This is a genomic window from Consotaella salsifontis, from assembly GCF_900167365.1.
Taxonomy (GTDB): Bacteria; Pseudomonadota; Alphaproteobacteria; order Rhizobiales; family Rhizobiaceae; genus Consotaella; species Consotaella salsifontis.
The window spans coordinates 1-19,515 of the sequence record NZ_FUXL01000011.1 but is presented as its reverse complement, the minus strand read 5'-3'; the positions used below and the strand labels follow the sequence as shown (position 1 = coordinate 19,515).

Below are 19,515 nucleotides of genomic sequence, written 5' to 3'. Positions count from 1 at the left end.
ACCGCTCTATTCGGCGGCCTGCGTCAGATCGCCTTCGGCGATGGCGCGCGCCTCCTCGGTGATGTCGATACCCACGGGACACCACGTGATGCAGCGTCCGCAGCCGGTGCAGCCGGAAACGCCGAACTGGTCCCACCAGCTCGAAAGCTTGTGCGTCATCCACTGCCGATAGCGCGACATGCGGCTTTGCCGAAGCGCGCCGCCATGCACGTAGGAATGGTCCAGGGTGAAGCACGAATCCCAGGAGCGGACGCGGGTCGTCACGTCACCCGTCAGGCTCGTATGATCCTTCACGTCGGAGCAGAAGCATGTGGGACACACCATGGTGCAGTTGCCGCAGGAGAGGCAGCGCTCGGCCACGGTGGTCCAGCGGGGATGGGTGAAATTGCGCTTCAGCAGCGCATCGATCCCCGGGACCATCGACCGCTCCATCCGGGCGACAGCCTGCGTTACCACGGCCCTGGCGCGCTCTAAGTCGCTCTCGACCGACAGGCGGTGGGGAACTCGGGCCACGACCTTGGCGCCGGCCTCCGTTCCAATGCGGACCAGAAAGACGTGAGTGTCAGCATCCTCCAGTTCCGTCAGCGCGAGGTCGAACCCCGATGAGGAGCGGGGACCGGTGTTCATGGAAGCGCAAAAGCAGGTTGCTGCCGGCCTGGCACAGTCGACCGAGATGAAGATCGCGTTATCGCGGCGCTTCAAATAGGCGGGATCGGCGAAATCTCCGTTGTCGAAGGTGCGATCGTTGACGGCCATTGCCGCAAGATCGCAGGCTCTGACGCCGACGAAGGCGCGGCGCGGCGCCACCTTGGGGTCCGGCGGATCAATGGTGTAGCTGCCCCGTCCGCCGCGACGCGCCGTCCAGAGTGGCTGGCGCGGCGGCCAGAACCACTCCTTCAGCGATTTCGGCCCAACGACATAGTCGAAGACCCGCCGACCTGCTGTTTTGATGAGACGATAGCGGCCGCCCTCCTGCGAGTCCTCGTATCCAACCGGCAGGCTATCGGCCGGGCCGTACTCGCTAAAGACGATCGCGCCGTCGCGCGCCGTCGGACCGATGACCTCATAGCCTTCGTCGCGCAATGCCTGGATCAACGCCGGCAGAGCGGTCGCCTCAAGGACTGCGGAATCGCCGACAAGGGCGCCGGTTTCAGCCGACATGGCTCCTCCCAAGAGCAAATGCCCTGCTTTGTCGCGCGGCGACGGCAGGCGCCGCTCCTGCTCTGCATGACCGATCGCGCGAGGCTCCGCCGGTTGAGGCCTCCCCTCCTCCGATGCGCGATCTTCCTCAACCCGGCGCACTGACGGAGGAGCTGGCGACATTAGCGATACGTCGACAGGAGACGCCCCAATGACGCCACCTCCATTGCGGCTCGCCTCCATCGCGAAGAGCACTTCGCGCCGCTCCAGCGCCCGATACAACGCGCCTTTCCCGCCGCTTACGTTTCTCGATTAATCAAGGTGTGTCAATGATCTTTCAAGGGAAATTGGAACAGTTAGAGCCAACAGGACACACCATCCAAGCGCATATTTCCGTTTATGAAAGGGTTTTACATCGTTTCAGCGTCAAGTTGACGCACTATTTCTAATTCGGATAAAATAAGAAAGCTCATCTTCAAACGAAATCCAAAATTCTGATCAGATCAATCTGAATTTTATATCGAGCATGAGACGGCACGGCTCAAATCAGGGTGCCTCTAGCCGAGCCATTCGGATACCCCACTGCCTGTGACACGGATGCGAAGTCGCACAAATTCCGAACAGATCTCTGGAATGCTGAACCCGCAATCACTTTTGAGGTGAATATTTAGCCGGGAACGATAAGCGGAACTGCCCGATTCCGTCGCAGTTGAATCTCCAACAGGTCGAGAGCCGGCCGAGTGGCCGGCCCGCCGATTTATGATGGAGAATGACATGGCCGACGACTATCGTTACCGCGACCGCGATCATGAGAACCGTGGCTCCTGGCGAACCGATCGGGAAGACGAGCGCTACGGCCGCCGTCGCTCGGGAGTTACGGGCGAACGCGATAATCTGCCCGCCGACGACCTGGATCGGCGCGAGGCCAATCCCGAAGGCGTGGGCGAATTCCGCCGAGCACGCGAGCAGGGCTACGAGTGGGCGCCATATCACGTTTATGACGAAGATGGCGACCGCTCACGTCAGAGCATGAATTCCGACCGTCGGCCCTATGGTGAGCGAGGCAACCGCCGTTCCTACGCCGATCAACATTATGACCGCGATTATGGAGGCTACGGGCCCTATGGCGGTCGCAGCCGCGACTACGGGCCATATGGCGGCGGACAATATCCCGGCGATATCGACCGGTTCCGCGGACAGTATGCCCGGGATCGTGACACGCGACGCAGCGATGAAGGTCGGGATTTCTGGGACCGTGCGGGAGACGAGATTGCCTCCTGGTTCGGCGACGAGGACGCGACCCGTCGCCGGGAGGCGGATCATCGCGGCAAGGGACCACGCAATTACACCCGCTCCGATGATCGCATCCGCGAGGACGTCAACGACCGCCTGACCAACGACTACGCGGTGGATGCCTCCGACATCGAGGTCACGGTTTCCAACCGGGAGGTGACGCTCGATGGTCATGTCTCCAGCCGCGCCGAGAAGCGGCGCGCGGAAGACTGCGCGGACGCAGTCTCAGGCGTTACCCACGTTCAGAACAACCTCCGGGTCGGCGCGCCCGGCGCGGGCGCCAGAGACGATAGCCTGATGACACCTGTTGGAACGACGTCGAAGGCATAAGCCTTCTCGTCCCGAACCGGCCGGCCGGTGCGCCTTGGCGTGCCGGCTAGGTCATGTCGGAGGCGATAGCCATTCCGTGCTTCGCCACGACAGAATGCCGAAGGACAAGGTAACCAATGGCCGACCTCAAAGCCAAAGCTCCCGGCCCGCAACGCTCGCAGAGGCTCGCGGGGCACATCGCTCTCGTCACCGGCTCGGATTCCGGCATCGGGAGAGCCATCGCCGAAGAACTCGCCTCAGAGGGCGCCGACGTCGCCGTCACCTACCATTCCGATCAGGACGGTGCGGAAGAGACGCTGCGTGGGGTCAAGGGCCACGGCCGCCATGGGATCGTGGTGAAAATCGACGTGACCGACGAGAAGAGCGTCGCGGAAGCCTTCAACAAGATCACTTCAGAACTCGGCGTTCCCGATATCCTGATCAACAACGCTGGCCGACAGACGCCCGGCACGCCCGTCATCGATCTCGAAACGAAGGATTTCGACGCGGTTCTCAAGACCGATCTTTACGGCCCGTTCTTCTGCTGCCGCGAATTCATCCGCCTGCGCAAATCGGCCGATGGCGGTGGGAAGATCGTCAACGTGACCTCGGTCCACGAGCGGATTCCCAGCCCACAGAGCGCCGCCTATGGCGCCGCCAAGGGCGGCCTCCTCACCTTCACCCGCAGTTTGGCGCTCGAAGTGGCGCCGCTCCGGATCAACGTGAACGCCCTCGCGCCGGGCCAGATTCGCACGCCCATGACCATCGAGCGCATCGAAGACCCCGAGATTCACCGTGAGGAAATGGCTCAGATTCCCTGGCACCGGCCTGGCGAGCCCTGGGAGGTCGCACGGTTGGCCGCCTATCTCGTGTCCGATGAGGCCGACTACATCACGGGACAGAGTTTCACCATCGACGGCGGTCTGGAGATGAACTGGGGCCAGGGCGCCTAAACGCCAGTCAGCGGCTCCACAGGGAAGACCCCAGAAGGCGGCATCCAGGTCGCCCAGCCATGAGGCTTTGCAGAAAATCCGGCGCTCGCGCCCATCACCCGATGGCTGCGCCGGATATTTTGTGCCATTTTGTCGCATATGCCCATAATCTGCGCACAAAAATGCAAAAATAATTGACAATCTCCTGTTTTGGGAGTTTTTTATCAGCACTCTTGAGGCGGAGGCTGCTTCAGTGGTCACGTCCGAACAAGCCTGTAGGCCACCGTCGCGGATCGGGCAGGTTTCAGGACGTTCGCGGAGGGCCGTAAAGAATCTGAATCGCTCGCATTGGAGAGGAAGTCGCAGCGATCCAAAGAGAGCAGTCCCAGCAATACCGTGAAGCGGTTTTGCATCTGGAATTGCCGAAAATCAAAGATCCAAAGCATTGAACGTGTACGTAATGTCACCGAAATGCTCCAGGGGATGGCATCGCCGCAATAGGCTCTTCACAGAGCATCTGCGAGATGCGGAAACAAATACCAGAGGCGAGGACAAGTCTTCGCTTCCACTTCGTGATGAACTTGGGCAGCAAACAGCGAGCCGCGACAAGGCGGGTCTCGCAACGATCCAACTCGCTTTCGTTAAAGAGCGGATCGCGGAAACACCATGAGGGGGCAATGTCAGAGACGATCGCAAAATCGCAGGCGCCTGTGCAAAGCTACAGCGCGCCGCAAGGGATCACCTGGACCAAACAGGACACCGTTTGGTCCATCAGCCTGTTCGGAACGGCCGTGGGCGCCGGCATCCTGTTCCTGCCGATCAACGCCGGCATGGCGGGCTTTTGGCCGCTGGTGGCGATGGCCATCCTGATCGGCCCGATGACCTACCTTTCGCACCGCGCGCTCGCGCGGTTCGTGCTTTCTTCCAAGCATGAGAACGCGGACATCACCGAGGTCGTCGAGGAGCATTTCGGCGCGGGGGCCGGAAAGCTCATCACACTGCTTTATTTCTTCGCGATCTACCCGATCGTCCTGATCTACGGCGTCGGCATCACCAACACCGTCGACAGCTTCCTGGTCAACCAGATGCATGTGGCCTCGCCGCCGCGCTGGCTCCTGTCGATCGTGCTCATTCTCGGCATGATGGGCATCATGGTCGCCGGTGAAAAGCTGATGCTCAAGGTGACGGAGTGGCTGGTCTACCCGCTGATCATCATCCTGGCGGGTCTTTCGCTCTATCTCATCCCGAGCTGGAACGGCTCGGCCCTTTCAGTGGTGCCGTCCGCCAGCGACTTCTTCAAGACGCTGTGGCTCACCCTGCCGGTGCTGGTGTTTTCCTTCAACCATAGCCCGGCGATCTCCAGCTTCGCGCTGGTCCAGCGCCGCGCGCACGGCCCCAACGCCGTTGCCAAGAGCGACGCGATCCTGCGGCGCACTGCGGTCATGCTGCTGATCTTCGTGATGTTCTTCGTGCTGTCTTGCATCATGAGCCTGACGCCGGCCCAGCTCGCCGAGGCGAAATCGCAGAACATCGCCGTGCTGTCCTACCTCGCGAACCAGTTCGACAGCCCGGTGATCTCCTATTTCGGCCCGGCCGTCGCCTTCACCGCAATCGTCACGTCCTTCTTCGGCCACTATCTCGGGGCCCGCGAGGGACTGCGCGGCATCATCATGCAGCAGGCCCGCAGCTTCGGCAGCGAGCCGAACCCGAAGCGCCTCGAAGCCTTCATCATCGTCTTCTTCATCCTGACGCTGTGGCTGGTTGCCGTGATCAACCCCTCCATCCTCGGCCTCATCGAGACACTGGGCGGGCCGATCATCGCGGCGATCCTCTTCCTGATGCCGATGTACGCGATCCGCAAGGTGCCCGCGATGGCCAAGTACAAGGGACATCTGAGCAACGCGTTCGTGACGCTGATGGGCCTAATCGCCATCTCGGCCATCCTCTATAAGCTGGTGGCGTAATCCTCGGGCGAGCGGCAGCCGGTCTGCCGCTCGCCTCCTCGCCAACAGCCGCCGCGCTCCACCATCATCATCTTCATTGTCCTGGCCGAGGGTCGCCTTCGGCCAAGCGGAGAACGACTGTGATCAGTGTCTTCGACATGTTCTCGATCGGCATCGGCCCTTCCTCGTCCCACACGGTGGGGCCCATGCGCGCGGCGCGCGCCTTCGTGGAAGAGCTGCGGACCCGTGATCTCCTGCCCGGAACGAACCGCGTCGGCGCCGAGTGCTTCGGCTCACTGGCACAAACCGGCAAGGGGCACGCGACGGATCGAGCCATCGTTCTCGGGCTGGCCGGTTTCGAACCCGACACGGTCGAGATCGACGCGATCACCGAATTTCTCTCAACCGTCGAGAAAAGCGAGACGATCCGCCTCGGCGGCACCCATGCCGCTCGTTTGCCACGACAGGACGGGGTGGTTCTCAGCCGCCGCAAGCCGCTCGCTGCCCATCCGAACGCGATGACTTTCAATGCTTATGCGGACGACAATACGGTCTTCAGCCAGACCTATTACTCGATCGGCGGCGGCTTCATCGTCGAGGACAGCCAATGGGACGAATTCAAGCGCAATCGCGGCAGTGGCGAGCCTGAAGCCGATGTGCCCTATCCTTTCTCCACGGCGGCCGAACTCTTGGCACACTGCCAGAGAACCGGGCTCTCCATCTCCAGCCTCATGCTCGCCAATGAAAAGTGCTTGCGCAGCCACGACGAGATCATCGCCGGGCTGGAGCGGATCTGGCACACCATGCAAAGCTGCGTCGAACGGGGATGTCATACCGAGGGTTATCTCTCCTTCGGCGTGAGGCGCAGGGCTCCGGCGCTGTTTCGCCAGCTGACCTCGGAGCGCAAGTCCAACAAGGACCCTCTGGCCGTGATGGAGTGGATCGACCTCTTCGCGCTCGCGACCAGCGAGGAGAACGCGGCCGGCGGGCGCATCGTCACCGCGCCGACCAACGGCGCCGCCGGCGTCATCCCGGCCGTGCTGCACTATTACGACCGCTTCGTCTCCAAGGTGGACAGCGAGACGCTCGTGCGCTTCTTCCTGACGGCGGCGGCGATCGGCATTCTCTACAAGAAGAACGCCTCCATCTCGGGCGCCGAGGTTGGTTGCCAGGGCGAGATCGGCGTCGCCTGCTCGATGGCCGCCGGCGCGCTCGCCGAGATTTGCGGCGGCGGGCCGGCGAACGTGGAAAACGCCGCCGAGATCGGCATGGAGCACAATCTCGGCCTGACATGCGATCCCATTGGCGGGCGCGTCCAGGTGCCTTGCATCGAGCGCAACGCCATGGGCGCCGTCAAGGCGATCAATGCCGCCCGCCTCGCGCTGCGTGGCACAGGCGAACACCGCGTTTCCCTCGACACTGTGATCCGCACCATGTGGGAAACGGGCAAGGATATGAAGACGAAGTACAAGGAAACGTCGCGCGGCGGCCTCGCCGTCAACATCACCGAGTGCTGAGACACCCGGCATCAACGGCTGTCTCCCTCGATCGACAACAAAGCCCCGGAAGAGCGAGCGTGGAAACCACGCTCGCTCTTCCGGGGCTTCGCTTGTCAGTGTGCCGAAGCGCTGAACAATGCCTCAGCGCCGGCCGTCAAACATCGGCGCCTTCCGCCTCCGCCCCTTCGGTCAGGCGCTGGAGATAGCGGTAGATGGTGGTTTGCGAGCAGTTCAGCCGGTCGGCCACCAGCTTCACGCCGCCCTTCAGAAGAAAGAAGCCCTGATCGTTCAGCTGTTCGACCAGCCTGAACCTCTGACGGTGCGAGATTTTTCCACTTTTGAGATTCATCTTCTCGAGCGTCTCGTCGAGCACCTCGTCCGTGAGCTCGGTCAGGTTCTGCGGGAAACGCTCCATTTCGCCGCCGGGTGTCCGCTCCGGCAGGGAGGCCGACAGGTCACTCGACACAAAGGTATTTTCCGGCACCATGTCCGGGTTGCCGAGCTTGAGAACCAGCTCGCTGACCGCCCGATATCGGCTGTCATCAAAGTTGATACAGAGCAGCCCGACCAGATGGTCATTCTCCTTGATGAAGAAGGTCGAGGATCGCAGCAGCTTGTTGCCCAGGCCGAGCCCGGCATAGTTCATCTGATAGTCGTTGGTGTCGTAGCTGTGGCTCGCGATCGCCTGCAGCGCGACAGACGTTAGGGGCGCGCCGACCGTGCGGCCGCTGATATGGCTGTTGGCGATGGCAATGGTGGACCGGTCCGCCTGGCTGAGGTCGTGAAGCACGATTTCGTAGTCGGGTCCCAGCAGCAGACCGAGAAACTCGGTCAGCTTGATGTAGTGCTGTCTCCACGACGTCCCGCGCATCCTGCACCTCTTCTTCGCGACAACCGGCCGCGCGACATCCTGGCTCCAGGCTTTGGGAGAAGCCGGAAATGGCGACGGGAGCTTGCGGCAGACCACAAGAACGATCCTTCAGCGATCGCGTCCGCCCCGTTCGAACTCAGGATGATAGATGGCAGTGTCGGCCACCAGCCAGCGCTTCGCAAGATCAGAATGCGATAATTTCTCGCATTTTGATCCTGATTGGCGCTTCAAAATGGCGCAGCTGCTCCATCAACGGCTATAAACGCACCGAAACGAAAAATCCTGCGCAACTCATGCGACTTTCTTTCCAATTAGGCCATCCACACTGGCGCAAGAAAAAACGCCGGGGATGGACCGGCGCATTTTCCCGACGATGCGTTGACGGACGCATGCTCGGCCCTAAGCGGTCTGCCGCATCTGCTCGGCCCTGAGCCCCTCGGCGACCCACCGGTAATCGACCTTGCCCGTGCCCAGCACCGGCAGCTTTTCGACAACGCGCAGCTCGGCCGGCATCATCAATTCGTTGGCGCCCCGGCCACGAGCGAAGCTGGTGAAGCTCTCGCGCGTCGCTCCCTCGGCCTCGGTGAGGAGGACCAGGCGCTCTCCCTTCCTGTCGTCGGCCACGGTAGCGGCGACGGAAAGCGCATCGGGCCAAAGATCGGCAGCGAGCGCTTCGATGGCGGCGAGGGACACCATCTCGCCGGCGATCTTGGCGAAGCGCTTGGCGCGGCCCTTGATGGTGACAAAGCCGTCGGCATCGACAGAGACGATATCGCCGGTGTCGTGCCAGCCGTCCTCCGGCTCCTCGACCACGCCGGGCGCCGTTTCCCTGAGATAGCCGGCCATGACGTTCGGTCCGCGCACATGGAGCCGACCACCCTCCTCGACGCCCGGCACCGGCTCCAGACGGTGCTCGATCGCCGGCATCAGCTTGCCGACGGTGCCGGCGCGCGCATGCATCGGCGTGTTGAGGGCCACGACCGGCGCGGCTTCCGTCACGCCATAACCTTCGAGCACGCGGACCCCGAACTTGTCCATGAAGGTTGCCCGCGTCGATGCCCTCACCGGCTCGGCACCAGCGAAGCAGTAGCGGATAGAGCGGAAGTCATAAGGGTGCGCCGTGCGCGCATAACCGGCGAGAAACGTGTCCGTGCCGAAGATGATGGTGGCGTTGGAGGCATAAATCAGTTCCGGCACCAGCCGATAATGCAGCGGCGAAGGATAGAAATAGACCGGAACGCCGGCGGTCAGCGGCAGAATCGTGCCGGCGGTCAGGCCGAAGGCGTGGAACATCGGCAGCACATTGAAAAGCTTGTCGCCGGAATGGAAGTCGATGCGGGCTGCGGCCTGGGCGGCGTTGGCGAGAATGTTGCGATGGGTCAGGAGGACGCCCTTGGGCGCTCCCTCCGAGCCCGAGGTGAAGAGAACGACCGCAGGATCGTCAGCCTTGCGCTCGACCAGGGGGGACGCGCGCCGGACGAGCGCCACCATCTTGTCGAAAAGGCCAATGGATTCCCGAATGTCCTCCAGGTGGACGATGCGCACGTCGCTGCCGAGGGCTTCCACCAGAGGCGCGAGGCGCGCCTTCTCGATGAAGCTTCTCGATGTGAGAATAGTCGAGACCTTGGCGGCGCGGCAGGCGGAGCGAATGTTGGCGGCGCCGGAGGTGAAGTTGATCATCGCCGGGACCTTGCCGGCCGAAAGCGCGGCGAGCGTCGTCACACAGGCGCCATTGGCGCTCGGCAGCATGATGCCCAGCGTATCCTCGGCGGAAAAGCGCGCCTTGAACTGGCGGGCGAGCGCCGCCGTGGCGGTCAGCAGCCGACCGTAGGAGAGCTTTCCGGCGACCGGATCCTCGACCGCGAGCGCACCCATGCCGCGCATCCTCGCGGTTGCGATGGTCTTTTCAAGGATCGTCTTGTCGAGATCCTGCGTGCGGAACACAAGGTCGCTCATGATGTCGTAGAGCGCGGCCCCGGCAGCGGCGCGCCGCTTGCGACCCTTCAGCTCGTCCGGCACCGACAGGGTGCGCGCCGGCAGGATCGTGACCTTCACCTTGGGAAAAAGCGACTTTCTGACATGCAGGGGCGTCAGGCGCGAGAACATGCTGCGCTCGAGCCCGTCGATGCGGATGGGGACGATCTTCGCCCCTGTCTTGTCGGCGACCATGGCGGCCCCGTCATAAACCTTCATCAGGGCGCCGGTGACGGTGATCCGGCCTTCGGGGAAGATCACCAGCGGATCGCCGCCCTGCACCACCTTGATCAGGGTCCGGGTTGCCATCGGGCGTGCCGGATCGAGTGGCAGGGCGCGGGTAAACTTCAGAAACGGCTTCACCCACCAAGCGCTGGCGATGGTGTGATCGATGGCGAAGACGGGCTCCTCGTCGGTCAGCGTCAAGGCGAGCGGGCCATCCAGGAAGCTGACGTGGTTGAGCGCGAGGATCGGCGCGGGGCCCGCCGCCTTCAGGTTCTCCAGGCCCTCGACCTCCAGCCGGTGGAAGGCGCGAAAGAAGATGGAGACAAAATCGCGAAACGGGCTCGTCGGCAGATAGCGCAGCATGGCGACAGCCGCCGCCACGTTGAGGATGGCGAGGCCGAGCAGAATGACGGTGAGGCTGACGCCCGCCGCCTGGATGCCGGCAACGACGCCGCCGCCGACTGTCATGAAGCCGGCGCTGATGACGTTGGCGCCGGCAACGACGCGGGCGCGGTGGTCCTCCCTCGCCCAGCTCTGCAGAGCCGCGAAACTTGGCACGGCGAGGAACGCGCCAGCGATCGCCAGCCCCGCAAGATCGACAGCGACGCGGATCGTGCCGGCGCCGGCGAAGAAAGCGGTGAGCGAAGCGGCTTCGCTGGTGGCGTGAAGCGGCGCGACGGTCCAGGCGAGGTCGAGCCCGAAGAGCGCCATTAGCGCGGTGCCGAGCGGCGCGGGCAGAAGCACGATGCGCCCTTGCGACATCCAGGCGGCGAGCGCGGAGCCGATACCGACGGCGACGGCGAAGACAGCGAGATAAGCTGTGACTGCGATCTCAGCGCCACCCAGCCGGGCTTTCACCAATGTCGGCAGGATCGACAGCATGATGGCGCCCACCAGCCAGAACCAGGCGGCCATGATAGCGGTGCTCCACAGGCGCCTATCGTCGCGCAGTTCGCTAACAAGGCGGGCGGTGGAGCGCAGGATGTTGGGATCGATCCTGAGATCGGGCGCGGCCGAGCCGGTTCTTGGAATGGCGCGGCTGATCAGCCAGCAGCCGACAGCAAGCGCCAGCATCATCGGCCCGAAGATCGTGACGTCGGTGCCGCCAGTCGAGGCGAGGCCGCCGACAATAGTGCCGCCGAGAATGGCGGCGAAGGTGGCGCCCTCGATATAGGCGTTGGCCTTCGGCAGCTCGGATTTCGGCAGGTGGTCTGGCAGAATGCCGTATTTGATCGGTCCGAACAGCGCCGAAACCACACCGAAGATGAAGAGCGCCGTCATCAGCACGGGGATCGAATGGATGGCGATGCCGGCCACGGCGACAAGGGCACCGCCCACCTCGGCCAGCTTCAGCCGCTGCGCCATGACCGCCTTGTCAAAGCGGTCGGCGAGTTCGCCGCCCAGCGCCGAGAGCAGGAGAAAAGGCGCCATGAAGACTGCGCCGGCCAGCGTCACCAGCGAGGCGGCCTCCTCGCTGGAGAGCTGGAAAAGGATCAGGAAGACCAGAGTGTTCTTCAGGAAGTTGTCGTTGAACGCGGAGAGAAACTGCGTCCAGAACAGCGGCGCGAAGCGCTTCGACGTCATCAGGTGGTCATTCATCGGGACGGCCTCTTGATGGTGGGGCGCCGCCTCCGGCGTTTCGACCGGAGGCGGAACGAAGAACGCCGAAGCGCTAGTAGTTTTCCTCGCGGCCGATATTCATCAGCAGCTTTTCGGTCTTGGCGTCCTCGATGCGGTTCACCATCCGGCTGCTCTCCTCCTCGTCGCGAAGGACCTTGGTGAGGGTGATCGAGGTGTGGACGAGCATGATGGCGGCCATGGCATAGAAGCCCTTGGCGGCGAAGCTCGCCTCGAGGAAATAGATGCCTCCACCCATCATCGCGGCAGACAGAACAAAGCCGGCGACGGTGAAGTTTTTCCAGATGCTGGTGATCCTCGGCGCGTAGTTGATCTCGGACATGTCGGGTTTCCTGTTCTAGGGTGACGGGGATGAATGGGAAGCTCAGGCGTTGCTCGCCCGGCCCGGCTGATCCTCAGCGTCGATCTTGCGCCGCAGGCGGTCGAGCACGGCCTCGGCGCTCGGGCCCAACGGGCTTCCGCAACCGGCGGCGGCGAGCTTTTCGCTGATCGTCTCCGGGTCCTGCTCGCGGGCGAGGTCGTCCAGCGCGGCGGCTGTCGCCTCGGCCTCGTTTTGGCGCTGCCGAAGCCGGTCCAGCGTCCTTTCGGCATCGCGCAGGGTCGAGCGCGTTGAACCTGCGCCGGCGTCGTGCAGCCGCTGCGCCCGTTCCGCCGCCTCGGCAAGCCGCTGCCCGCGTCTCAGCTCGCGCAGTCGGGTTTCGGATTGACGCAATCGGCCACGCAGACGTCCGATCTCCCGCTCGTAGCGCTGTTGGGCCGCCTCGCCCGCCGCCTTCTCGCTCTCTAGGCCTGCGATCGCCTCGGCAGCTTCACGTGCCAGGTCCTCCTCACCCTTGCGCAGGGCCGCCGCTCCCCTCGCCTCAAGGTCGGCGATGGAGGCGAGAATGCGGGTATTCTGCCGGATTTCCTGCTGATGATGCACGGTCGCGGCAGCGAGCGCCCGCTGCGCTCCTTCGACCGCCCCCGCGCAATCGCGGATCTGCTGTCGCAGAATGATTGTCGCGTTTCGGTCAATCACGGTCTCCGCCTGATCGTAGCTTCTGCCCCGAACCAGCGCGACGAACTCTTTCAACATCGGCTTGCCTCCTATATGAACGATGTTCATGGGCGCAAGCTAGCAGATAATGAACGTTGTTCAAATCATTTTTTGAACGATGTTCATTTTTGTGTTTGAGGTGATCATGACAGAGAAGCGGCAGGAAAAGCGGCAGGAGCTCAGAACCCGGCTGATCGAGGCGGCGCGAGACCGTATTGCGGCGGGGGGACTGCGCGGGCTCAGGGCCCGCGACGTGACGGCGGATGCGGGCTGCGCGCTGGGGGGGCTCTACACCGCTTTCGCGGACCTCAACGAGTTGGTCATCCATGTCAATTCCGACACGCTGCGGCGGCTGGGCGAGGCCGTGGCCGAGGCGAGCGCAGGAATCGAGGAGCCGGGCACGAAGCTCAAGGCGATGGCACTGGCCTATCTGGCTTTTGCGCGGACGCACAACGCGCTTTGGCTGGCGTTGTTCGACACCACGATGCTGGCCGATGTCGAAATTCCGCAATGGCACAAGGACGATCAGGCGGGTCTTATCGATGGCATCGCGCGGACCTTGGCAGCCATCTCGCCCGACATGGACGAGGATGCGCGACAGCGCCGCGCGCGCACCCTTTTTGCCGCCGTTCACGGCATCGTCTCCATCAGCCTCGAAAAGCGCTTTATCGGCCTGTCGGGCGATCATCTCGAGGGAGAACTCGAAAGCTTCGTCGACTTGGTGGCGCGGGCGCCAACCCCGTTGAATCGCTGAGGCTGCACCGCTCCGGATAAAGATGTTGATCTATTGACAGAGCTCACGGGCTCGGATTGGCGATTCCATCGGCGACCGACAGGCATCCGCGACAAAGCGGCTGCATGGTCGCGGCGAAAGATCGTCAACGAACGAATGGATCGCGCGGATCACGATGGGACCGAGTGCGGTCGAGACCAGGATCTTTCCAATGACGGCGATCCTTTGGGCCGCCGGAAGCTCGCCCCGCGTCCGAAGAGATCGCCACACGGCGCCAAATCGATCGCTTGTCTGTCCGTCCAGCTAAAGCGTTTCACGGGCGCTTTCCATGAAGCGACCCAGTTGAGAGCGATCTGGTATTCCTGATCGCCCACCAGGTTGGAGGCATTTCAGCGCTGCGGTTGCCGATGCGAAGCGGATGGCCTTGCGCCCTCGCAAGCCTTCCGCAAGCGCGACGAGAAGCGCACCGTGGAAAACGTCGCCGGCTCCCGTCGTATCAACAACCTTCACCTTGAAGCCATCACAGTGGCATAGCCTACCCTCCTCCAGCCAGTAGCAACCCTTTTCGCCAACGGTGACATAGACCGTGCCACTCGTTTTATTGGCCGCGATTCCCAGCCCGACCCGTAGGTCATCAGTACCAGTGAAACGCTGAAGCCCCGGCTGCGAGAAAGCCACGTGATCGGCGAGCGCCACCAGCGGCGAGATGTCGTCCGGGCAAACATCCCCGTCGAGCAAAGTTGTGACACCCGCGCGGCGCGCCGCCGACAACGCACGTTCGGACCCGCGCGGCCAGCGAACATCGGCAAGGACAGCTGTAAAGACGGAAAAATCGATCTCCTCAATCCACTCCACAGTCGAATCGATCAAGGGATGACGGTGGTTGACGATAATCCGTTCCCCCTGAGCATCGACCAAAACGGCTGACGTCGATGATGTCGCGCCTGTCACCTTATGAACATCGCGCGTGATCACTCCCCACTGCGCAAGCTCGTTTATGATCGATATCGCTCCATCATCCTCACCTACTGGTGCGACAAGATGTGTCAGCCATCCCAGTCTGACAGCGGCCACCGCCGCTGTCGCCGCCGGCCCTCCCCCAACTTCCGCGTACCCTCGGGCAACATACTTGCCTGATTCAAAAGGGAATTCCTCAACTCGATAAATGCGATCAAGCACTGCGGATCCGACGCACGCCAACGCAGATCTTGCCATTGATTGTCTCCTGTTCCACGTCCGTGCCAGCATTCATATACGAAAGAAACGAAAGATCATATTGATTATCTCAGCGCCGTTTCGTACCAAAACGACCAGAAAGCGACAGAGGCGAAGTGAGCCGCCTATCCGTCGCTAGAGGGAGAGAGTTCATGCGCGTCGGCTTTGTCGGGCTCGGGCAAATGGGTAAGCCCATGGCCCTCAATCTTATCAAGGGCGGACACCAACTGCGCGTTTTCGATCTTTCGACGAACGCGGTCAGCGCGCTGGTCGATGCAGGCGCTGCGCCGGCATCAAGTCCGGCCGACTGCGCTCGGGATGTCGAGGCTGTCATCACGATGCTGCCCAACGGATCGATCGTCCGAAAGGCGCTGCTGGGTGATGACGGGGGCCTGACCTCTCTGCCCAAGGGTGCCTGGGTCATCGACATGTCGACCATTCATCCATTCGAAAGCGACGCGATCGCCGAGGAAATCGAGCGAAAGGGGTTTCCATTCGTCGATGCGCCTGTGGGTCGCACATCCGATCACGCCGTGCGCGGAGAGCTCCTGATCCTGGCCGGCGCGGATCAGGCGACGGTCGCCCGCCTGGCGCCGCTGTTCGACTGCATGGGGTCCGAAACCATCGTAACGGGAGCTCGGGGGCGCGGCATCCGGGTCAAGATTGTCAACAATTTCATGAGCATTGCCCTGAACGCCCTGTCCGCCGAGGCGGCGGTCTTGTGCGAAGCCATCGATCTTCCGCTCGAAGAGGCGCTGAAGGTGATGATGGGTACGCCGGCGGGTAAAGGTCACTTCACCACAACTTGGCCAGGTCGCGTGCTCAAAGGCGACCTTTCTCCGACCTTTATGATCGAACTCGCTCACAAGGACCTAGGCATCGCGCTCGATCTCGCCAACCAGGTGACTGTACCCATGCCCTTGGGCGCTGCAGCGCGGGAAGTCTACAGCGCTGCGCGCGCCGCCGGTCGTGGACGTCAGGACTGGTCCGCAATTCTCGAACATGTGCGCACGGTTGCAGCGCGCACCGACACCAAGTGAGGATCGTGCCGTGCGCAGTGAAATTGCCCATGTAGGAGCGATTGATGGACAGCCGGTGGCTGCCGTCACCCTATCCAACAGCCGTTCGATGAGCGTCACGGTGTTGACCTACGGCTGCATCATCCAATCGCTCAAGACACCCGACCGCCACGGCGGCGTCGGCGACATCGTACTCGGCTACCAGTCATTCGAACGCTATCTCGCCGGCCATCCCTTCTTCGGCGCGATCGCCGGCAGAGTCGCCAATCGGATTGCCGGCGGGCGCTTCACGCTCAATGGCCAAAATTATGTGCTCGAACGCAATGAGGCGTCGACAGGCCATCATCTTCATGGAGGGAGCCGCGGTTTCGACAAGGCGGTATGGGGCTATTCTGTCGAGAAAGACGACGTGGCCCTTTGGCTTCATCTTCACCATACGTCGCCTGATGGCGACTCTGGCTATCCCGGTCGTCTCGACGCAGTCCATTCGATAGGACTGACGGAGGACAACGAACTCTGGCTCAATTTTAGGGCCGTCAGCGACTCCGATACGGTCGTCAATCTCGTCAACCACAACTACTATAATCTCAGCGGCGTCGAGGGGTCGACGATCGAAGACCATGAATTGACGCTGGCGGCCGACTTCGTGTTGCCAGCCGACGAGTTCACTCTTCCGACCGGCGCGGTCGAACCGGTCGGGGATACGGCGTTCGACTTTAGCCGCCCGCGCTTAGTCGGCGAGGCAATGGATCGGCGGAACAACCGCGATTTCGATCATGCCTTCGCCTTGCGTCTGCCGCCGGTCGGCAGTTCAGACCACCTCAAGCCCTGTGCCGAACTCCATCATCCTGGCAGCGGCCGTGTTATGGAAGTGCGCACGACGCAGCCCAGCGTCCAGTTCTACAACGGCTACAAGCTAGGCAACCGCGAGTGGATAGGTCGATCCGGAAGTCGCGTTCCGGCCTTCGCGGGCTTGTGTCTTGAAACCCAGCACTTCCCGGATGCCGTTAACAAACCCCACTTCCCAAGCATAACCCTCAAGGCGAATGCGCTTTGGGAAGCGCAGACCGTCCATCGCTTTGCGGTGCGCTGAAAAAGAGGCGGTCGAATGATACCGGTCTTTCTCCTTATCTCGGCCATTCTTGCTTTGGGCAGCTTCGTCCAGGGATTGACCGGCTTCGGTCTGGCACTGACTTCGGTCCCGCTCCTCTCACTGGTGGTGGGCGTCAAGACCGCCGTTCCGCTGGCGGGACTCTTCGGATGGCTCGTGACGTTTCCCATTGTTTGGGCGATGCGCGAGCACATCCAATGGAAGGCGGCCCTCGTGCTCTTCGTGGGCTCGCTGCCCGGCTCCTGGCTTGGCGCCGAAATGCTGAAGCGCTTGCCGGGTGAGGCGATTCTCCTCGCCATGGGCGTGGTTTTGGTGCTTTCGTCCATCTATGCCTTGATCGCCAAGGGACCGGTGATCAAAAGGGCTCCAACCTCCGCTACGCTTCTGACAGGCTTCTTCTCCGGAGCCCTGGGGGCAAGCGTCGGCGAGCCAGGCCCCCCTGTCATCGCTTATGCGTCGCTGCTTCCGTGGTCAGCGGATCAGGCAAAATCGACCCTTGTCTGCTTTTTCATGCTGCAGATGGCAGGTGCGGTCTTCAGTTTCTATCAAAAGGATCTGCTGACGGCGGCGGTACTGACGCACTTCGTCCAGTCCATTCCTGCCTTCATCGTCGGTCTCGTGCTGGGCATGACCGGCTACGCAATGCTTCAGCGCTTCAAGATCAATTACCACCATCTCGTTCACGGCTGCCTCGTCGTCATCGGCGCAGTTCTGATCGTGAAGTCGATCTGAACGAGAAACAGTTTCGAGGAGAGCCCCAACATGTCGCTGACCGCCGGAAAATACTGGTCAATTCGCCGCCTGACCGATCGTAGCGGCTTCTTCAAAATGGTTGCGGTCGATCAACGCCCTCCCATCATGCAACTCGTTCAGAAGAAACGCGGGGTCGACCAGGCATCTTATGAAGACGTGGCGGCGGCCAAAATCTCGTTGACGAAGGTTCTCGCTCCGCATGCCAGCGCTGTTCTTCTCGACCCGATCTGGGCTTGGCCGAATGCCCATTCTCTCCTCGATCCGGCCAAGGGCGTCGTTATCACGCTTGAGGAGCATGCTTTCGCAGAAGACGAGAAAGGTCGTCGTTCTTCCAATATCGCCGACTGGAGCGTGGCTAAAATCAAGGCCATGGGCGGCGACGCGGTCAAGGCGCTGGCTTGGTACCGTCCCGACGGCGATCCGGAAACCTGCAAGATCCAGCAGGACTACGTCGAGGCGATCGGCGCGGCCTGTCGGCGCTATGATATCTGCTTCCTTCTGGAACTTCTGACGTATCCGCTGCCGGGGGAGCAGGGCCAGACAAAAGACTATATCGAGCATAATTCGAAGAACGCGCGCAACGTGCTCGATTCCGTCCGCGAGTTTGCGGATCCTCGTTATGGCGTCGACATCTTCAAGCTCGAGAGCCCCGTACCGGCCCCTCAGGTTCCTTCGCCTGGCGAAGCGGGCTCGGACAAGGTTCAGGCACTCTTCGACGAGATGGGACAACTCAGCCCGGTGCCATGGGTGATGCTCAGCGCCGGCGCGAACATGGGCGAATTCGAGCGCGTCATGCACTACGCCTATCGGGCCGGAGCTTCCGGTTATCTGGCAGGCCGTGCCATCTGGCTGAAGGCCATGCAGAACTTCCCGGATATGGCGGCCGTGGAGGCCGAACTGACGCGCGAGGCGCTGCCCTACATGGACCGCCTCAACCACATGACCGACGAGATGGGGACGCCCTGGTTCGCTCATCGCTCGATAGGCGGTACGCCGGTGATCGAGGGGGCTGGCCCGGATTTTCCCAAGAACTACGCGGTGGCTTTCTGAAATGGCCTCGTTCAAACCCAAGATCGGCCTTGCCGTCGTCGGCCGGGTCAATTTCGATGTCGCCTATGCCGAGGAGAAGCTCCAGAAGGCGCTGGAAACGCTGAAGCTCGTGGATGCCGACTTCATCGGCGAGCCGAAGATCCTCTTCGACGCCGATGCGGCCGCCGCTGCCGTACCCGCGCTGACCGCCGAGCCCCTCGACCTCCTTCTCATCCTCCAGGTCACGTTTGCCGACGCGACCATGACCCTCGGCCTGACCGAGGCGGTCGATGCGCCCGTCATGATGTGGTCCTTCCCCGAGCCGCGCACCGGCGGCCGGCTTCGGCTCAACTCCTTCTGCGGCGTCAATCTCGCCGCCCATGCCCTCAGCCGGCGCGGCAAATCCATCGACTATGTCCATGGCGAGCCCGACGACGCGAGCGCGGCCGGAAAGATTGCGACCGCCGCCAAGGCTGCGGCCCTCGTCCGCCGTTTCAAGAGCACCAAGCTTCTCGTCGTCGGCGAACACCCCGACGGCTTCGATCCGTGCGATTTCGATGCTGGCGAGCTTGCCTCCCGCTTCGGCATCACCGTCGATCAGCAGCCGGTCAAGGCCTTCATCGAGGAGGTCAAGGCCGCGCCCGAGGACCTCGCCGACAATGGCTGGGCGCGGCGCAGCCACGAGTTCGGCAATCTCGCCGAGATGGACGAGGTCGCCACCCGGAAGACGCTGAAGATCCACGGCTGCCTCTCGCAGCGCGCCAAGGACAAGGGCTATGCCGGCATCGCCGTGCG

At 62.4% G+C, this 19,515-nt stretch carries 15 protein-coding genes and 1 pseudogene; 10 read left to right on the top strand and 6 right to left on the bottom strand.

Annotated elements, in window-relative coordinates; all coding sequences use genetic code 11:
• Nucleotides 1-6: 6 nt before the first annotated feature.
• Nucleotides 7-1,161, bottom strand: a complete 1,155-nt coding sequence (locus tag B5D38_RS15225; protein WP_078709295.1) for a 4Fe-4S dicluster domain-containing protein — start codon at nt 1,159-1,161, stop codon at nt 7-9.
• A gap of 753 nt (nt 1,162-1,914) precedes the next feature.
• On the opposite strand from B5D38_RS15225, the gene B5D38_RS15220 reads away from it, so the two are divergent.
• The 4 genes from B5D38_RS15220 to B5D38_RS15205 all read left to right on the top strand — a co-directional run bounded on the left by B5D38_RS15220 (nt 1,915) and on the right by B5D38_RS15205 (nt 7,134).
• Nucleotides 1,915-2,763 (top strand): SWFGD domain-containing protein, encoded by an 849-nt coding sequence (locus B5D38_RS15220; protein WP_078709294.1) that lies wholly within the window; start codon nt 1,915-1,917, stop codon nt 2,761-2,763.
• A 116-nt stretch (nt 2,764-2,879) separates the two neighbouring features.
• The gene (locus B5D38_RS15215) at nt 2,880-3,695 is read left to right on the top strand and encodes an SDR family NAD(P)-dependent oxidoreductase (protein WP_078709293.1); all 816 of its coding nucleotides are present in this window, start codon (nt 2,880-2,882) and stop codon (nt 3,693-3,695) included.
• Nucleotides 3,696-4,351: 656 nt separating this feature from the next.
• Nucleotides 4,352-5,638 carry a serine/threonine transporter gene (locus B5D38_RS15210; RefSeq protein WP_078709292.1) on the top strand — a complete coding sequence of 429 codons (1,287 nt, stop codon included), beginning with the start codon at nt 4,352-4,354 and terminating at the stop codon, nt 5,636-5,638.
• Nucleotides 5,639-5,757: 119 nt separating this feature from the next.
• On the top strand, nt 5,758-7,134 hold the full coding sequence (locus B5D38_RS15205; RefSeq protein WP_078709291.1) for an L-serine ammonia-lyase: 1,377 nt from the start codon (nt 5,758-5,760) through the stop codon (nt 7,132-7,134).
• Nucleotides 7,135-7,270: 136 nt separating this feature from the next.
• Here B5D38_RS15205 and B5D38_RS15200 read toward each other — a convergent pair whose 3' ends face one another.
• The 4 genes from B5D38_RS15200 to B5D38_RS15185 all read right to left on the bottom strand — a co-directional run bounded on the left by B5D38_RS15200 (nt 7,271) and on the right by B5D38_RS15185 (nt 12,899).
• Nucleotides 7,271-8,083: a helix-turn-helix transcriptional regulator gene (locus B5D38_RS15200; RefSeq protein WP_131829934.1), complete on the bottom strand. Its 813-nt coding sequence runs from the start codon at nt 8,081-8,083 to the stop codon at nt 7,271-7,273.
• Between the two features lie 303 nt (nt 8,084-8,386).
• Nucleotides 8,387-11,785 carry an acyl-[ACP]--phospholipid O-acyltransferase gene (locus tag B5D38_RS15195; protein ID WP_078709289.1) on the bottom strand — a complete coding sequence of 1,133 codons (3,399 nt, stop codon included), beginning with the start codon at nt 11,783-11,785 and terminating at the stop codon, nt 8,387-8,389.
• 73 nt (nt 11,786-11,858) lie between these two features.
• Nucleotides 11,859-12,146 (bottom strand): YiaA/YiaB family inner membrane protein, encoded by a 288-nt coding sequence (locus tag B5D38_RS15190; RefSeq protein WP_078709288.1) that lies wholly within the window; start codon nt 12,144-12,146, stop codon nt 11,859-11,861.
• Nucleotides 12,147-12,188: 42 nt separating this feature from the next.
• Nucleotides 12,189-12,899 carry a PspA/IM30 family protein gene (locus B5D38_RS15185; RefSeq protein ID WP_078709391.1) on the bottom strand — a complete coding sequence of 237 codons (711 nt, stop codon included), beginning with the start codon at nt 12,897-12,899 and terminating at the stop codon, nt 12,189-12,191.
• A gap of 106 nt (nt 12,900-13,005) precedes the next feature.
• Here B5D38_RS15185 and B5D38_RS15180 point away from each other — a divergent pair, with 106 nt between their 5' ends.
• Nucleotides 13,006-13,614 carry a TetR/AcrR family transcriptional regulator gene (locus tag B5D38_RS15180; protein ID WP_078709390.1) on the top strand — a complete coding sequence of 203 codons (609 nt, stop codon included), beginning with the start codon at nt 13,006-13,008 and terminating at the stop codon, nt 13,612-13,614.
• 282 nt (nt 13,615-13,896) lie between these two features.
• On the opposite strand, the gene B5D38_RS15170 is transcribed toward B5D38_RS15180, so the two are convergent.
• Nucleotides 13,897-14,808 carry a PfkB family carbohydrate kinase gene (locus B5D38_RS15170; protein WP_078709286.1) on the bottom strand — a complete coding sequence of 304 codons (912 nt, stop codon included), beginning with the start codon at nt 14,806-14,808 and terminating at the stop codon, nt 13,897-13,899.
• 152 nt (nt 14,809-14,960) lie between these two features.
• Between B5D38_RS15170 and yihU the strand changes: the two genes are divergently transcribed.
• From yihU to B5D38_RS15145, 5 genes and pseudogenes are all read left to right on the top strand, one after another.
• The gene (yihU, locus tag B5D38_RS15165) at nt 14,961-15,848 is read left to right on the top strand and encodes a sulfolactaldehyde 3-reductase (RefSeq protein ID WP_078709285.1); all 888 of its coding nucleotides are present in this window, start codon (nt 14,961-14,963) and stop codon (nt 15,846-15,848) included.
• Nucleotides 15,823-16,920, top strand: a complete 1,098-nt coding sequence (locus tag B5D38_RS15160; RefSeq protein ID WP_207552966.1) for an aldose epimerase family protein — start codon at nt 15,823-15,825, stop codon at nt 16,918-16,920. The genes yihU and B5D38_RS15160 overlap by 26 nt, the downstream gene beginning before the upstream one ends.
• A gap of 15 nt (nt 16,921-16,935) precedes the next feature.
• Entirely contained in the window at nt 16,936-17,670 is a 735-nt protein-coding gene (locus B5D38_RS15155) for a sulfite exporter TauE/SafE family protein (RefSeq protein ID WP_078709283.1), read from the top strand.
• Between the two features lie 30 nt (nt 17,671-17,700).
• Nucleotides 17,701-18,741 (top strand): tagatose 1,6-diphosphate aldolase, encoded by a 1,041-nt coding sequence (locus B5D38_RS15150; RefSeq protein WP_078709282.1) that lies wholly within the window; start codon nt 17,701-17,703, stop codon nt 18,739-18,741.
• Nucleotide 18,742: 1 nt separating this feature from the next.
• Nucleotides 18,743-19,515: pseudogene (locus tag B5D38_RS15145) on the top strand (L-fucose/L-arabinose isomerase family protein); the annotation flags it as partial.

Bases quoted from the DNA above. Each gene is read 5' to 3' on its own strand.
- B5D38_RS15150 (WP_078709282.1), top strand. From the start codon at position 17,701: ATGTCGCTGACCGCCGGAAAATACTGGTCAATTCGCCGCCTGACCGAT.
- B5D38_RS15185 (WP_078709391.1), bottom strand. From the start codon at position 12,899: ATGTTGAAAGAGTTCGTCGCGCTGGTTCGGGGCAGAAGCTACGATCAG.
- yihU (WP_078709285.1), top strand. From the start codon at position 14,961: ATGCGCGTCGGCTTTGTCGGGCTCGGGCAAATGGGTAAGCCCATGGCC.
- B5D38_RS15180 (WP_078709390.1), top strand. From the start codon at position 13,006: ATGACAGAGAAGCGGCAGGAAAAGCGGCAGGAGCTCAGAACCCGGCTG.
- B5D38_RS15170 (WP_078709286.1), bottom strand. From the start codon at position 14,808: ATGGCAAGATCTGCGTTGGCGTGCGTCGGATCCGCAGTGCTTGATCGC.
- B5D38_RS15195 (WP_078709289.1), bottom strand. From the start codon at position 11,785: ATGAATGACCACCTGATGACGTCGAAGCGCTTCGCGCCGCTGTTCTGG.
- B5D38_RS15215 (WP_078709293.1), top strand. From the start codon at position 2,880: ATGGCCGACCTCAAAGCCAAAGCTCCCGGCCCGCAACGCTCGCAGAGG.
- B5D38_RS15190 (WP_078709288.1), bottom strand. From the start codon at position 12,146: ATGTCCGAGATCAACTACGCGCCGAGGATCACCAGCATCTGGAAAAAC.
- B5D38_RS15210 (WP_078709292.1), top strand. From the start codon at position 4,352: ATGTCAGAGACGATCGCAAAATCGCAGGCGCCTGTGCAAAGCTACAGC.
- B5D38_RS15155 (WP_078709283.1), top strand. From the start codon at position 16,936: ATGATACCGGTCTTTCTCCTTATCTCGGCCATTCTTGCTTTGGGCAGC.
- B5D38_RS15220 (WP_078709294.1), top strand. From the start codon at position 1,915: ATGGCCGACGACTATCGTTACCGCGACCGCGATCATGAGAACCGTGGC.
- B5D38_RS15225 (WP_078709295.1), bottom strand. From the start codon at position 1,161: ATGTCGGCTGAAACCGGCGCCCTTGTCGGCGATTCCGCAGTCCTTGAG.